At 45.3% G+C, this 16,129-nt stretch carries 13 protein-coding genes; 3 read left to right on the forward strand and 10 right to left on the reverse strand.

What is annotated here, in order from left to right; all coding sequences use genetic code 11:
* Positions 1-39: 39 nt before the first annotated feature.
* The 4 genes from L0P89_RS08915 to L0P89_RS08930 are packed head-to-tail and all read right to left on the reverse strand — an operon-like array spanning position 40 to position 6,278.
* Positions 40-384, reverse strand: a complete 345-nt coding sequence (locus L0P89_RS08915) for a VOC family protein (protein ID WP_235264751.1) — start codon at positions 382-384, stop codon at positions 40-42.
* Complete coding sequence (locus L0P89_RS08920) at positions 377-1,837, reverse strand: vanadium-dependent haloperoxidase (RefSeq protein WP_235264752.1); 1,461 nt, start codon at positions 1,835-1,837, stop codon at positions 377-379. Before L0P89_RS08920 ends, L0P89_RS08915 begins: the two co-directional genes overlap by 8 nt.
* A gap of 60 nt (positions 1,838-1,897) precedes the next feature.
* Positions 1,898-4,168: an aminotransferase class III-fold pyridoxal phosphate-dependent enzyme gene (locus tag L0P89_RS08925; protein ID WP_235264753.1), complete on the reverse strand. Its 2,271-nt coding sequence runs from the start codon at positions 4,166-4,168 to the stop codon at positions 1,898-1,900.
* A gap of 43 nt (positions 4,169-4,211) precedes the next feature.
* Positions 4,212-6,278, reverse strand: coding sequence for a TonB-dependent receptor domain-containing protein (locus tag L0P89_RS08930; protein ID WP_235264754.1), 2,067 nt, complete (start codon positions 6,276-6,278; stop codon positions 4,212-4,214).
* Between the two features lie 40 nt (positions 6,279-6,318).
* Between L0P89_RS08930 and L0P89_RS08935 the strand changes: the two genes are divergently transcribed.
* Both L0P89_RS08935 and L0P89_RS08940 read left to right on the forward strand, forming a co-directional pair.
* A complete protein-coding gene (locus tag L0P89_RS08935; protein WP_235264755.1) occupies positions 6,319-7,080 on the forward strand; it encodes an exodeoxyribonuclease III in 762 nt (253 codons plus the stop codon).
* Between the two features lie 65 nt (positions 7,081-7,145).
* A complete protein-coding gene (locus tag L0P89_RS08940) occupies positions 7,146-8,186 on the forward strand; it encodes an aldo/keto reductase (protein ID WP_235264756.1) in 1,041 nt (346 codons plus the stop codon).
* Here the strand turns inward: L0P89_RS08940 and L0P89_RS08945 are convergent.
* From L0P89_RS08945 to panC, 6 genes are all read right to left on the reverse strand, one after another.
* On the reverse strand, positions 8,183-10,354 hold the full coding sequence (locus L0P89_RS08945; RefSeq protein ID WP_235264757.1) for a PQQ-binding-like beta-propeller repeat protein: 2,172 nt from the start codon (positions 10,352-10,354) through the stop codon (positions 8,183-8,185). The two genes, L0P89_RS08940 and L0P89_RS08945, sit on opposite strands and share 4 nt — an antisense overlap.
* A 42-nt stretch (positions 10,355-10,396) precedes the next feature.
* Positions 10,397-11,758, reverse strand: coding sequence for a DNA repair protein RadA (radA, locus tag L0P89_RS08950; RefSeq protein WP_235264758.1), 1,362 nt, complete (start codon positions 11,756-11,758; stop codon positions 10,397-10,399).
* Between the two features lie 113 nt (positions 11,759-11,871).
* Positions 11,872-13,014 carry an alpha/beta hydrolase gene (locus tag L0P89_RS08955; RefSeq protein WP_235264759.1) on the reverse strand — a complete coding sequence of 381 codons (1,143 nt, stop codon included), beginning with the start codon at positions 13,012-13,014 and terminating at the stop codon, positions 11,872-11,874.
* 23 nt (positions 13,015-13,037) lie between these two features.
* The gene (locus L0P89_RS08960; RefSeq protein WP_235264760.1) at positions 13,038-14,003 is read right to left on the reverse strand and encodes a lysylphosphatidylglycerol synthase transmembrane domain-containing protein; all 966 of its coding nucleotides are present in this window, start codon (positions 14,001-14,003) and stop codon (positions 13,038-13,040) included.
* Positions 14,004-14,005: 2 nt separating this feature from the next.
* On the reverse strand, positions 14,006-14,356 hold the full coding sequence (gene panD / locus L0P89_RS08965; RefSeq protein WP_235264761.1) for an aspartate 1-decarboxylase: 351 nt from the start codon (positions 14,354-14,356) through the stop codon (positions 14,006-14,008).
* A gap of 13 nt (positions 14,357-14,369) precedes the next feature.
* Positions 14,370-15,218 (reverse strand): pantoate--beta-alanine ligase, encoded by an 849-nt coding sequence (gene panC / locus L0P89_RS08970; RefSeq protein WP_235264762.1) that lies wholly within the window; start codon positions 15,216-15,218, stop codon positions 14,370-14,372.
* A gap of 98 nt (positions 15,219-15,316) precedes the next feature.
* Here panC and L0P89_RS08975 point away from each other — a divergent pair, with 98 nt between their 5' ends.
* Positions 15,317-16,126: a glycogen/starch synthase gene (locus L0P89_RS08975; protein ID WP_235264763.1), complete on the forward strand. Its 810-nt coding sequence runs from the start codon at positions 15,317-15,319 to the stop codon at positions 16,124-16,126.
* Positions 16,127-16,129: the final 3 nt, after the last annotated feature.

The raw sequence follows: 16,129 nt of genomic DNA on the forward strand, positions 1-16,129 counted from the left end.
AAATGAACAGCGCCCATTTGGGCGCTGTTTTTTATGGCATTATTGGTCACTCCAAATGGCCAACTCATTACCCGAAGGGTCTAAGAAATGAAAGCGCCTGCCCCCGGGAAACGAGAAAATATCCATCGAAATTTTTCCTCCCACTTCAACAACCCTTTCCTTGATTGCTTCCAGATTTTTGTGGTACAGCACGACCAAGGCACCGTTCACTATGGGTGCTTCGGTCAATTCAAAACCGCCTTCGAGGCCACTTTCTGAAAAGGCGGTATAGGTAGGGCCGTAATCCGTAAATGTCCAACCAAAGGCCTGGCCATAGAATTTTTTGGTCTCTTCAAGATCTGAAGCTTTGAATTCTACATAATTGATGGGGGTGTTGCTACTCATCACCAACGTGCTTTTTATAGAATTTCCATACTTCATGGGCCACATCGCGCCCCAATTTCAATCCGGCCACATTATCGGCCTGAACATGGTAACCTCCCATGACCCTCGATATTCCGGCCATTTCCGCAGTTTCTGTAAAGGTGGGGAATTTTAGGGTCACCGTATCGCCCAAATGTTGGGGATGTGTTAGTGCACCGGCCACCAATTGCACTTCTTCACCAAACTCATCACTGCCCGTCCATAGCTTTAACGCTTCCCCACAGGCACCGCTGATGGTGCTATGGCCCGAGGTATAACTTGGAAATGGTGGACAAAGAAAAACATCAGGGGAATAGGGCCGCCATTGGTTGCCGTCCATTTCGATCATTCCCTTACCAGGGCCTCCCCAGCCTGTAATGGTCTTACCACCATAATATTCATGCACCAGGGCATAGGGTCGTGCATAGTCATAGAACATTTTTGAATCCCACGAAGCGATAAAACCATCCATGGCCACCACTTGGTTGTAGAAATACATTTTTACGTCTTGATCCAATGTATGATCGTCCCTTCTTGATACATCTTGGGCGAACTTGAGCCAATGCCCCGCCTGTTGCACTGATTTTGGCCCGTCACGCATAAATTCTACCAAGGCCTTTTCTTCATCGGTCAGATTGGCTTGAAGTTCAACCACTTCGGCCACCTCATTTTTCAACTGTTCTGAACCCACGAAAGGGGGTGGGCCAGGTCGGAACTGATCGGCAGATTTTAGGGCAATGGGCCGTACCTTATCCCAAAATGGTGTTAGGCATCCCGGCGCAAATTCGCCCCCTTCACCATCAGAAAAATACTTGGGCTGCCAACGGTTGATATCCACATTTTTATCAGCCGAATTCACGGGTTCATAACCTACGTAATTGAAATAGGGTTCGCCATTGGAGCCTTCTTCCTCACTATACTGGTTGGCCCCGTCGTTCTTTCTAGCTTCAATCACTGCTTTGGCAGCCAGATTTCCTATTCCTGCAGGAGTTGTAGGATCTAGGGACATATCTGAGGGGTCAAGGCCCAATTCTTCTTTCATCCATTTTTCGAACAAGGCCCTGTCAGAATAGTAATATTCGTTCATGGTTCGCAATGCGGCATAACTAATGGCCACTTCTTTGTTCTTAAGGGTCATTTCATCTATGGGCCTTCGCTCAACCCCATCTAAATACACGGGAATCGCTTTTTCATCATAGCGCGACCAAGCATCAAAAACGGCGGTAAAAATGAGTCCCAAATAACGGGAAGTGATCGTGGGTCGGGGGCTAAATCTTTCGGTATCCAAAGCGGTGGCTTCCAAGGCCATTTCACCCCATTGGTATGCTACATTTTCAACCCCCTTGGGTTCGGCTTCGGTTTTTTTAACGGTTGATTTGTCTTTGCAGGAAACGGTCACACAGGCCATAAGGCACAGTGCCAATATCTTCTTCATTTGAATGCGGTATTTATCGGTTTGTCAAAGATTCAAAAATAAAGATTGTCCCTGATACCTTTACTGACGAAAATCAGTTAAAATTTGCTCCATGGCACCCACGACTTCCTCAGCATTTTCTTTAGAGAAACACAAAGGGGGCTTGCTTTTGATGACGTTATCGGCGGGGCCATCGGTACTGATCAAAATATGTCTATTTCGAAGCTCATTTTTTAAATGCTGTGCCAATGGGGTGTCGGGCTCTCTGGTGCCTTCTTTCACCATATCGATACCGATAAAAAGTCCTGATCCGCGAACATCACCGATACAAGAATGATCGTTTTGCAATGCTCTTAAAAGCTGTTGGTAATAATTGCCGACCTCCAAAGCATTTTGTTGAAGGTCTTCTTCTTCGATAACCTCGAGCACGGCCATACCTATGGCACAGGAAACAGGATTTCCACCGAAGGAGCTGAAGAATTCGACACCCTTTTCGAACGAAGCCGCGATTTTATCGGTGGTGACCACCGCACCGATGGGATGCCCATTGCCCATGGGCTTGCCCAAGACCACTATATCAGGAACCACGCCTTGCTGTTCAAAGCCCCAGAAGACATCGCCCAAACGCCCAAAACCGGTCTGTACCTCATCACTTATACATACTCCGCCTTGGGTACGAGTGGCCTCATAAACAGGCTTGAGGTAATTCTTTGCCAACGGTATTTGACCGCCACACCCCACGATGGGTTCTGAAATAAAAGCGGCCAAAGGCTCAGAAAGGCCTTTTATGTTTTCAATGGCTTCTTCAGAATAAATTTTGCCTGCCGTTCCATCATTTTGGGTATAGGGCCCCCTAAAGGTGTCGGGCAATGTTGTTTTGTAAATATGGGACCGCTGCCCCTGCCCTTTGGCATTATTGAATTTATAGTCGCTAATGTCGATACCGATCTGCGTATTGCCATGGTATCCATGTTCCATAACCATTAGGTTTCGAGTTTCGGTATGGGCTTTTGCCAATCGAATGGCCAAGTCGCTGGCGGCACTCCCCGAGTTTACAAAAAACACCTTGTTCAAGGGCTCTGGAAATGTAGCGAGCAAACGTTCTGCATAATTCGGCAAAAGATCATACAGATATCGGGTATTGGTATTCAATAGGCCCATTTGTCGTTGCCCGGCTTCCACTACCTTGGGGTGTTGATGCCCCACATGGGGAATATTATTGTAAGCATCCAAAAAGCAATTTCCTTGCGAATCGAACATATATTGAAATGCCGCCCGCTCCATCACTATGGGTTTTTGATAGCTAATGGAAAGGGTTTTGCTGAGGTGCTTATTTCTATGCGCCACTGCATTTTTAACGGTATCCCCATACTTCTTGGGAAAGCTCAACGCTTCCCTAAAGCAGTTTTCCGCTTTTTTCGGACCGATTCGCAACCATTTGTACACTAAAGACCATGCTTTTTCTTCGCTGACCGAGGCATATTTGTTATCTGGATTTACCCTTGCGGCATGGGCCGAATTGCAGACACTGGTGCAGAGCCGTGCGGCGATGAGGTAGTAAAGACTACCGATCTCTTCTTCGGATAGGGGCAATGTTTTGTGGTAAGCTTTCAAAAAAGGCTTTGCCCAGGTCAAGGGATCTTCTTTGTCGTAGCAGATGTATGTCAGGGCAATGGCCACTTCGTTGATGACAGGAGAGTGGGCAAGGTCACCAAAATCGATCAGCCCCGAAACGTAACCGTTCTTCATCAAAATGTTCCATTCGTTGGCATCGTTATGGATGACCGATTTTCGCAGTTTGGGCAACAAGGGCAGCACTTGCCGCTCATACTGCTGAAAAAAGTGACGTACCAGGTTACGCTTTTGCGGATCTGGTATGGCAGCAAGGTGTCTTTTATTGAGGGGGAGGTATTGCAGATCCCACTCCCATTGGCGTGCCCTAAGGGCGATATGGTCAAAATCGAACAGTTGCCTGTCCAATTTGGCCAAAAAGCTTCCGAGCGAGGCCACCATGCTTTCATTGACGGTAACATCACCCATAAAACTTCCCTCAAGAAAAGAGAGCATTCGACACCACGAAAGATTTCCGTCTACCTCAAATAGCTTTATAAATGAACCGTCAGAAAAAGGTAGTGGTTCGGGAACCGCTTCAAATCCTTTTTTCCTCAAAAACAAAAGTGTGTCGTTTTCTGCCTCGAGCAAAGACCTTTCGATGGCCGCTTTTGGATAGGTCTTGAAAATAAATTTTTGCCCTTCATTTTCGACCAAATAGTTTTTGTTGTCATATCCGTCAAGTTGTCTGACACTATGACTTTTAAAACCAAAGGCTGTTTTGAGAAGTTCGGCTATCACCGTCTTGGGTTTTACTCGATAAGCGAAGATAGGGCAATAGGGTTTAAAAATCGTAGCGCAATCGAAGACCGGCAAAATAGTTGCGGCCATTGCCCGGGTAGAAGAAGCGGGGCTGATTGCCGCCAAAGCCCACGGCATTCACCAGCACAGATTGGGCGTAGTTGGTATCAAAAAGGTTGTTCACACCAAAATTCAGTCCCCCATTCAATTTATCAAAGATTTCAAAGCCATATCGAAGTTGTGCATTAAAAACGTTGAATGCCTCACTGCTCAACAAATTTGAATCGGTCAAGGGTATTTCATCGACGAACTGATGGGTAAGATTGAAAATGAAACCTTTGGTATGCCTAAAGGTCATCCCAGAATTGATACGGTGTCTGGGTACTCCAGCCAAGGCATTGCCAGAGAAATCAGTGTCGCCATCGATAAAATCAACGAAAACATGATCGCTATAACTGTAGCTTACCCTTGGGATCACTTGCCATTCTTCAGAAATATTGCCTATATAGTTCATGTCGAGCTCAATACCTTGGTGTTTGGTTTCCCCGGCATTTCTGCCGATGAACAGGTCTTCGTCAATACGTTCGGCGACCAAGAGGTCGGTAATGTTCATACGATATATCGAGGTGCTGATGTAGAATCGACTGTTGAATAGTGAAAACACCCCGCCCAGTTCATAGCTCATACCTTTTTCCTGTTCAATATCTGGATTGATGGTACCTTCTGGGGTCAAGGTCTCTTCTAGACCGGGATTCGAGAACCCGCGGCCCACATTTGCAAAGAACCTGCCATTTCTTACCGCATAGGTCAATGCGAAACTGGGAAGCAGAATAGGGTCGAAATCCCTTCGGGCCGATGTATTTTCGCTATCTGTATTGAACAGATCTCTAAAATCATAAGTGGTCTTGTTGAAATTGATACCAACCTGCGCTTGTAGTCTATCGGATATCTGAAAAGCATAGACCCCAAAAAGATTCAGTTGTGAACGAAATTCTTTGTTATTGCTCAATTGGGCACCTTGCAAGCTTCCGTTACCATCATTATCACGGAATTGGTTAAAAAAGGTCTGCCAATTGTATTCGTCACGATAAAGCTCACCGCCAATGGTAAAGGTTCCTTTGAACAGCTTTCCCTCGGTGATCGACCTAAAGCCAAAGCCATTGGTAAACTCATCCAAGATATTGAAGGGTCGTGGCTCGTAATGGTCTAGATAGGTATAAAAGACACTATTGATCGTCTTTAGATCAGGGTTGAAGTCGTGGCTATACGATAGCCCGGCCAAAGTGTATTTATTGTCTTCAAAACCTCTTGCTGCCAACCAATTGGCCGCAGCCCTACGGGGGTCTTCTTGAAAATCGGTCTCATCGATCGAACTGGGGATATTTGCCGTGTAATCTATGTAATTGACCAAAAAACCAAGTATACCTTTTTCATGTAGCCGAACTGAAGAAGTCAATAAGAAACCATCTCGTTCAAAACTGTTGTTCTGGCGAAAACCATCGGTTTGAAGATGGTTGTAACCCAAGTTGATGTTAAAATCTTTTTCAGAATGCCGAAAGGCAAGGTTGTTCTTCACCATGTTGAAAGAGCCAAACGTAAATGCATTGTTGAGAAAAGTGCTACCGACCTTGGGCGGTTTGGTAGTTAGTACGATAGCCCCTCCCAAATTGGCACCCAACGAAGTGCCTTTAGGCCCTTTTACCACCTCGATCCTTCCCATGTTCTCAAAGTCATAGGCTTCGATGGTCGAAACCCCGGTGCCATTGGTCACGGGAATTCCATTAAAATACATCCTGAGCTTATCGGTGCCAAAAGGGGTACGAGCCCCTACGCCCCGAATGGTGATCCTGTTGGTGTTCAAAGCTCCGGAGAGCACATATAGGCCGGAAATTTGATTGAGACCCGCCGCAAAATCAATAGGGCTGAACTGCTCCAAATCAGCTGTGCCCAAACTCGAAGACTCGGTGATGCCCACTGCTTTTTTTTCGATGAAATCCTCTAAAAGGATAATCTCATCAAGAGAAGTAACAGAATCATTTTGCACCTGTGAAACGGTAATACCAGAAATCAAAAAGAGTATTGGTAGGAAGATTTGGCCAAGTCGGTGCATGGGTCTAAAAATAGCTATTTTTGAAGCAAACTAAAGATGAATGAGAATAGTTTCATATAACGTCAATGGCGTTCGGGCAGCACTCAATAAGGGGTTGGTAGATTGGTTAAGGTCGGTCGATGCCGATGTAGTGTGCCTGCAAGAGATCAAAGCGATGAAAGAACAGGTCGAGACAAGACTTTTTGAAGAAATCGGCTATGAACACCATTATTGGTTCAGTGCAGAAAAGAAAGGCTATAGTGGGGTGGCACTGCTTTGCAAACAAAAGCCTGACCATATTGAATATGGCACGGGCATCGATTATATGGATTCTGAGGGAAGAAACCTTCGCGCCGATTTTGGTGATCTACATATCATGAGCCTTTACCTACCCTCAGGAACCAACTTGGCTCGATTGGAGCATAAGCTCACGTACATGGCCGATTTTCAGAAGTATGTCGACCGGTTGCGAAAAACGCATGAAAACCTAATCGTTTGTGGCGATTACAACATCTGCCATAGAGCGATAGACATTCATGATCCCGTTCGAAATAAAAATGTCTCTGGTTTTCTTCCTGTTGAGCGAGAGTGGATAGGCAACTTCATCAACAGTGGGTTTATCGACAGCTTTCGCCATTTTAACCAAGAACCCCATAATTATACCTGGTGGAGCTATCGCGCCAACGCTCGCGCCAACAATAAGGGTTGGCGATTAGATTATGGCATGGTGAACGATAGTTTGAAAAATCGGTTGAAACGTTCTGTCATTCTATCAGAAGCGAAACATAGTGACCATTGCCCCGTACTTTTAGAAGTCGATTGATAACCTTTATTTAAAAAGACACTTCATTACAGAATAGTTAATTTTGCCATCGAACTAAAAAAGCCATGAAATACACCTTTCTTCCACATACAAACATCCGTGTCAGTAAAATATGCTTGGGCACGATGACCTGGGGCCGACAGAATTCTGAGGAACAGGCCCATGAACAAATGGACCATGCCGTGGATAGGGGAGTCAATTTCTTTGATACCGCTGAGATGTACCCCATTCCTCCCAAAAAGGAACTATATGCCGTAACGGAAGAGTTCATCGGAAATTGGTTCAAGAAAACCAAAAAGCGCGAAGAAATCGTGTTGGCGACCAAGATTGCGGGCAGGGCCGATTTTACCAAACATATCAGAGCGACAGGCTTTAGCAAAGAGGCCATTATTTCTGCCGTGGATGCCAGTCTTGAACGACTTCAGACCGATTATATCGATCTTTACCAATTGCATTGGCCTGAACGAAACACCAATTATTTTGGGCAACGCGGCTACAATGCCGATATGGCAGATCTCTGGGAAGATAACATTCACCAAATCTTGGAAACCTTGCGTGATCTGGTCGAAGCAGGAAAGATTCGCCATGTAGGGCTTTCAAATGAAACTCCGTGGGGCACTATGCGATTCTTAGAGGAAAGCAAGGTACATCGTATGCTACCACGGATGATTACCATACAGAATCCGTATAGTTTGTTGAACCGCTCGTTTGAAGTGGGCCTTTCAGAGGTTTCCATGCGTGAAAAAATAGGGCTACTGGCCTATTCGCCCATGGCCTTTGGGGTGTTGAGCGGTAAATATTTGGGAGACGTGCAACCCAGAAAGGCTCGGTTGACCCTTTTTCCGACGTACAGTCGATACAGCAGTGAAACGGCTACCGAAGCCACCAAAAAATATCAAGCCCTTGCCAATGACCATGGCCTGTCTTTGGCACAAATGGCCTTGGCCTTTGTGAACACACGGGCCTTTTTGACCAGTAATATCATCGGGGCCACTACTATGGGGCAGCTAAAGGAAAATATTGAAAGTATCGATGTGGAATTATCGAGTGAACTGTTGGAAGGTATCGAAGAAATTCACTCGGCGATTCCCGATCCGGCACCTTAGTTTTTGTTCGGCAGGGCATATGCCCGATATTCATCACCAGACTTAGTGCCCATTTTGCCGCCGCCGCAGGCAATGACCAAGAATTGTTTCCCATTTACTTCATAAGTAGCGGGAGTGGCGTAACCTCCTGCAGGTAATCGGTCTTCCCATAGTTGTTCACCCGTCACCATATCAAAGGCACGTATCTTCTCATCATTGGTGGCTGCAATGAACAATACACCACCCGCGGTGACAACGGGGCCACCATAGTTTTCGGTACCCGAGACAGGTATGTTGGGGTCATTCAATTCTTCTTCATGGCCCAAGGGAACCGTCCATACATATTCGCCGGTATTCAGATTGATGGCATTTAGTGTTCCCCATGGGGGTTTTACAACGGGGAAACCTCGGTCATCTTTAAATCTTCCAAAACCTGCAACGGCATAAGGAACTTTGATCGAAGTTTCTTCTACACGATGATCGGTTTCCATTTCAAGTCCGGAAATGAAATGGGCCACTGCATCAATTTCATCATCGGATAAATTGGGCACACCGGGCATGGCCCCTTTTCCATTTTTGACAATGCTTATGACGGAATCTAACCCAAATCGACTTTTTACAGTCTGCAGTTCTGGAATACCGGCCAATCCCTGCAATTCACCACCATGGCATCTAGCACAATGAATTTGCGTCAGTGCTTCTCCTGGATGCGTATTGTCGCCATCATTTTCCTTAACTTCTCTCATTCGCACAATCCAGGCCATTTCATTGGAATTCACGTACATCACGCCGTTTCTTGGATCTAGTGCCGCCCCACCCCATTCCGCTCCACCATCGGCACCGGGATAGAGAATGGTCCCCAAGGTATCAATTGGGACAAACTGCCCTTTGGAAGCCACCCTTCTCAATTTTTCCAAGACGGTAGGGGGATCGATATTTTGGTCTTTGTCCACAAAATCATCGACAAAAGCAGGTCGGTTAGGTTCGTACAGATCATCCTCCGTGAGCATTTGTCGAGCAAATGGTCTGGGTTTCGTGGGAAGGGGCTGTGTAGGGTGGGCCTTTTCGCCCTTTAGAAGTGATGCAGGATATTCTTTTTCTTCAATGGGGAACAAAGGGTCTCCGGTAACTCGGTCAAACACAAAAATATGGCCGCTTTTGGTGACTTGGGCAACTGCCGGAATTTTCTTGCCGTTACGTTCCATTTCGAAAAGGTTCGGAGGGGCGGGCAGATCCCTATCCCATATATCATGATGTACAAATTGAAAATGCCAAAGACGTTTACCGGTTTCAGCATCAAGCGCCAAAAGACAATTGGCAAATAAATTCTCTCCATGTCGGTCGCCCCCATACCAGTCGAAAGCCGCAGAACCAGTGGGAAGATAAACAATGCCCTTCTCCTCATCTAAGGCAATACCCGACCAACTGTTGGCACCCCCTACGGTTTTGTAGGCCTCTTTGGGCCAAGTTTCATACCCGAATTCTCCGGGTTGGGGAATGGTATGGAAAATCCATTCAATTTCACCGGTGATGACGTTATAGGCTCGAATATGACCGGGAGAAGAACCTGGGCCTTCACCTACCCGGGTTCCCATGATGAGCAGATTTTTATAGACAACCCCAGGGGTGTTTGCCACCACCGATAATTTTTCGGGATTTCTGCCAAGGCCATTGCGCAGATCGATGTGTCCGTTATCGCCAAAGTCAGTAATCGATTTACCATTTTCAGCGGTAACGGCATATAGCTTGGTGCCGGCAGAAAAGAAGAGACGGCTTTTTTCATTTTCGTTCGATGCCCAATATACCAGTCCGCGGTTGAGCCCGAGACCTGACTCATCTTTTTCTTTTGGGTTAAATTTCCATAATTCTCCACCAGTGGCAGCATCTAAGGCAAACAGTTCAATTGCGGCATTTACACCATAAAGCTTATCTCCAATAATCAGTGGATTGGTCTGTATTTGTGTGGTTCGCCCCTCTTCTAGACCCCCGCTTTGGTAGGCCCACGCCAATTTTAAACCTTCCACGTTCGAGGTGTCTATTTGTGATAGGCTGGAGTAGTGCGACCTACTGGAATCACCCAAGTAATCTTGCCAAGTGCTAAAATCAGGATTGTCGTCAATACGTTTTGACGAATCATTTCCGCAAGCTAGCAGAAATAGCGCCATCAATGGAAATATAGTTTTTAGCATGGTCGGTTTTATTTTAAAGATAGGAAATAGGAGCGAAGAGATTCACCCGAACAGGTATCCGACCACTTCTTCGATTTTTGAGACCAACCGCACTTCCACTTTCAGGTTTTTTAGACCGATCTTGTTGCTTTTAGACACAAAAATGGTCGAAAAGCCCAGTTTCTCAGCTTCCATAATGCGTTGATCGATACGTTGCACGGGCCGTATCTCACCCGCCAGCCCCACCTCAGCGGCAAAGCATATTCCTTTTTCAATGGGGATGTCGGCATTGCTCGAGAGTATGGCGGCGATCACAGCCAGATCGGTTGCGGGGTCATCGATTGAAATGCCCCCCGTGATATTCAAGAAAACATCTTTGGCCGCCAGTTTAAAACCTGCCCTTTTCTCAAGCACGGCCAGAAGCATGTTCAACCGTTTGGCATTAAAGCCCGTGGCCGAACGTTGGGGCGTACCATATACGGCAGTGCTTACCAAGGCCTGTATCTCGATGAGCAATGGGCGCATACCCTCAATGGTTGCCGCAATAGCTGTGCCACTCAGCTCTTCTTCGTTTTTCGAGATCAACACTTCTGAGGGGTTGTTCACTTCTCTAAGCCCATTGCCCAGCATCTCGTAAATGCCCAGTTCAGCTGTCGAACCAAAACGGTTTTTAAGCGACCGAATGATGCGGTACACATAATTGCGGTCACCTTCGAACTGTAAGACGGTGTCGACCATATGCTCCAATATCTTGGGGCCGGCGATTATGCCATCTTTGGTAATGTGCCCCACCAAGATAACCGGGGTGTTACTTTCTTTGGCAAACTTTATAAGCTCTGCCGTACACTCACGGATTTGCGAAATGCTTCCGGCCGCTGAATCGATATAATCAGAATGTAATGTCTGAATGGAGTCGATGATGACCAAATCGGGTTCTATAGTGCCCAACTGTTGAAAAATGTGCTGCGTTTTTGTCTCGGTCAAAATATAACAGTTCGGGTTTTCAGCATTCATTCTATTGGCCCGCATCTTGATTTGACCTTGGCTTTCCTCACCTGAGACATATAGCGTTTTGAACGGAAGTTTAAGGGCAATCTGTAGCAACAAGGTGCTCTTGCCAATGCCCGGCTCACCCCCCAACAGGGTCAACGACCCCGGTACGAGTCCGCCCCCCAGCACCCGATTGAACTCTTGGTCCAAAGTATCCAACCTTATTTCGCGGTCGTTACCGATCTCATCAATTCGTATGGGCCGGGGTGCTTTTTTGATTGGGGAATCACTTGACCGCCATGTCTGTTTTTCCTCTTTTTGAACGACCTCTTCCACCACGGTATTCCATTGCTTGCAGGCCGTGCATTGGCCTACCCATTTGGCATATTGTGCGCCACAGTTCTGACAGAAGAAAGCAGTTTTGGTCTTGGCCATTCAGAAAATAAGAATTTGACCAAAGATAGGTTTTTTGATACTTGGATCAAGAGATTAGATGGTATGATTTTCTGCCATTATGATCAAAGGCGGCACCCATGATCTTGTAAAAATCAATATCCAAAATCGGCTTTGAGCGCATCGATTTTCTCTAAGGCCATTTCTTTGGTGAGAAAATCGATTTCCTTCATTTGAAACGCTTTTTCAAAGGCCTTGAACGCTTTTTTGGGTTCACCCAATTCTTCGAGATATTCCCCTTCAAAATAGAAACCCAGCATGGTTTCAGGAAATTGTTCTTTGCACAGATCTGAAAGGGGCTTCAACGATTCAAAGTCGTCTTTTTTTCGGCAGCCCGCATAGATGGCCATGATATCGTTCAGTTCTACGTCTTTTTTAAAGCCCAATAGTTTTTCGATAAGGGTATACCTGTTTTCAAGGTAGTCGAATACAGGTCCGTCAGAGGTCAATATCTGTGTTTTGTACTCTTTTGGCGTTATGGGCCTGAACGGTTTGAAGATGTTGTCAAAAGATTTACTGATACCGTAGGCTACTATCGACACGTGGTCTGCTTCTTCATATTCATCAAAAAAGTAGTGAATGTTCTCTTTGGTAATCGATTTCAAGGCATTGTTCATTTGCAGAATACGGTTACGGTCATCGGTTGTCGCCTTTTCAAGAACGATGTTGTAAAAAATCTCTTGGTCAAGGTCTGATAGACGAGAAGGTACCCTGCTTTCCATTTCGGTGGCCAAAATAGGTGAAATACTGAGGTAAGCGTTGAAGAACGATTTGTCTTTGAACAGAAAATAGTTGCCAAAGTTGGCGGTGATGTCATAACCAATGAACATTTTGAACGGGGCAACATTATAGCTGGTCTCGAGATAGGGTATCAATTCCGTTCCCAAGAACTCGTAGAATTTAACGCCCTTTTCAGTGGGCAGGCCCGAGGTCTGTTCAAAATCACAGTCTTCCCAACGAATATCGTCCTCGCTTTGGTGTACCCCCACGACAATGGCTTGGGGCATTCTGTCATGCCTACTGTAAAATTTATTGTGGGCCACTACCAAATCGAAGAGGTAGTCGGCGTCTAGCACCACAATGAGCGGATATTTTTTGTCATCTACATAATCTTCGGGGAAGTAATAAGAGACATCCCTTCGTTCTTGCAGTTTGAACGACTCGAAAATTTCCTTTTTGACCTGTGCGGTACCCAAAAAGCTGCACAATATGATGAGCGGGAGTAAAATTTTCTTCATGGGGCTTGATTTTGAACCAGGGTCTACCGACCTCTGTTCAATAACGGCAAGAGTACGAAAGATATTGCCCCGAAAACCACTACCATTAGGGTCTGCGCAATCCACATGATCCACCCAAAGGCATCTCCTGAAACGGAGGAAATTCCATAGATGCCCAATGCACTGCTCACGGCAATAGGGTATAGGCCAATGCCGCCATTGGTGGTCGACATGGCAAAGGCCCCTGCGATAAAAGCGACCAAAAGCTCACCCAAAGAGAGGCCAATGGTCTCGGGCACGGTATACTTGATGACCCAAAACATGCCGACGTACGCAGACCATATAAAAACAGTATGAAAGATAAAGGGCCATTTCTTTTTCATTTTGAAGACACTCATGACCCCTTCAAGCAGTCCCTTTAAAAAAACTTTGAGTTTAAGGGCCCAACCTGAATTCGATTTTCGAAGAAACTTTATGCTGAGCCAAAGTCCCACAATACCTACTAAAAGAATAAGGGCAGCACCTGCAAGATTGACACCTTTTTCGTTCAAAAAAGCGATAATGGCCGAAGTTTGCATCAAAAGTGCCACGATGATGATCAAGAACAACATGATCAAATCGATGACCCGTTCAGTAACAATGGTGCCGAAGCCTTTTTCAAAAGGCACTTCTTCATAAGTGGTCAATGCGGTGGCCCTTAGAAATTCACCAGACCTCGGTATACCGAGATTGGCGAGATAGGCAATCAATATCATCAAAACATTATTCGTCACTTGCGGTGAATGGCCCAGTGGCTTTAACATGTAGTTCCACCGAACGGCCCTTGAAATATGGCTTAGAATTCCAATAATTATGGAAATCGACACCCAAAAAAGATCGGCATTTTTAATGTAGTGTATGATCTGTGCCCGGTCTTCGGCCGTGGTCTCATTGTACGAGTACCATACCAGAAATACCCCAAAAGCAATGGGTAGAACGATTTTCAGGGTTTTTTTCAGGGATTTGGACAAGGCTATTTCAAAAGGTTGGTGTTTTCATCTGGAAATACCAAGGCCGGATTGAATTCTCTGGCCTCTTCAACACTCATCCAGGCATAAGTGATAAGAATCAATACATCGCCCACCGAAACCTTTCGGGCAGCAGCTCCGTTCAAGGTCAGTTCACCACTGCCACGTGGTCCAGGAATGACATAGGTTTCAAGACGCTCACCGTTGTTATTGTTCACGATCTGGACTTTTTCACCACGAATGATGTTTGCGGCATCCATCAGATCTTCATCGATGGTAATACTGCCAATGTAGTTGAGGTCAGCACCTGTGACCTTCACGCGATGAATCTTTGATTTTACTACTTCAATTTGCATGGTGCAAAAATAATCAATTGAGGGCGATGTTGTCTATTAGCCGAACGCCACTGGCATAAACGGCTATGAAAGCCCTATATTTTTTGTTTTTCTGTTTTCTTTGGATGGGCGTTAAATTTTCTTGATCTGCAATCTCGAAATATTCCAATTCAAAATCTTCATTTTTTTGGAATTTTGCCTTTACCCATTCCCTTATATCGTTAGCACTTTTCGTGCCAAATTTTTTCTTGGCAGCTTTCAACACGTTGAAAATGAAACCAGCCTTTTGTCGTATTTTATTTGGCAACCTTTCATTACGCGAACTCATGGCCAGGCCGTTGGCTTCCCTTTCAATGGGGCAGCCCACAATCGTAACAGGAATGCGCTTCAATTTGACCAATTTTTTGACAATCTGCAATTGCTGAAAATCTTTCTCGCCAAAATAGGCCTTGTCTGGGGCTACTATTTTTAAGAGTAGCTCAACAATGGTGGCCACCCCGTCAAAATGTCCGTTACGGTAGCTACCTTCCATTGTTTTCTCCAAACCGCCGAAACGAAACTCCTGTGAAGTGATTTCACCTGGATAAATTTCGGCCTTTGAGGGGGTAAATACCACGATTTGCCGTGACAGCTTTTGTAAAAGGGCTAGATCACCATTTAAATTACGGGGATAGTTTTTCAGATCATTGGCATTGTCAAACTGGGTCGGATTGACAAAAATGCTCACCACTACCCTATGATTTTCTTCGATGGCTTTTTCGACCAATGATAAGTGCCCTTGGTGCAAAGCGCCCATGGTCGGTACCAGACCGATAGTGTTCTTCTCGTTCCTGGTAGTTTGTAGGAGCTTTTGAAGTTGCTGTTTGTCGCTGATCGGGCGCATAAAAATGATAAAGGCGTGCAAAAATACTATAAATACTGGTAATCGGCATAATTTTTGTACTTTTGCAGCTACGTTTTTGGTAAACAAAAGAATCGTTTATGAATGGTAAAAAGATATTGTTCGTATCTTCAGAATTAGTCCCCTATCTACCCGAGAACCCAGTTTCATTGATGTCTTACGAAGCCCCGCGAATGGTCAATAGCAAAGGTGGCCAAATACGGATTTTCATGCCTCGCTATGGCAATATCAATGAGCGTAGGCATCAACTGCACGAGGTGATTCGCTTATCAGGGATGAATTTGGTCATCAATGATATGGATATGCCCTTGATCATAAAGGTAGCTTCCATTCCCAAAGAACGGATACAGGTCTATTTCATAGACAATGATGAATATTTCAAGAGAAAGGGAACCTTCACCGATGTAGAAGGCAATCTGTTTCCAGATAACGATGAACGCGCCATTTTTTTTGCAAAAGGCGTGGTCGAAACAGTAAAGAAATTAAATTGGTCTCCAGATATCATTCATGTTCATGGCTGGATGGCATCGCTTCTTCCACTCTATCTCAGAAAGTACTATGCCGATGAGCCCATTTTTGCTGATAGCAAGATAGTCACCTCGGTCTATGACATAGGTTTCGAAGGAGAACTTGATAATGGGATCGTGGACAAGATTGTGTTTGACGGCATACCCAAAGAAGATATCGGGGCCTTGGCAACCCCCAACTATAATAATTTGTTAAAAGTTGCAGTCGATCATTCAGACGCCATTATTTTAGCCTCAGAAGCGATTTCTGATGAACTCGAAAAGCATATTGCCAATCTTTCAAAGCCCGTGTTGCCATATGTTTCTTTCAAAGAGACCGAAGAAGCATATGCAAATTTCTATAACTCGGAAGTTTTAAAATAATTT

The organism is Muricauda sp. SCSIO 65647 (genome assembly GCF_021534965.1).
Classification (GTDB): Bacteria; Bacteroidota; Bacteroidia; order Flavobacteriales; family Flavobacteriaceae; genus Flagellimonas_A.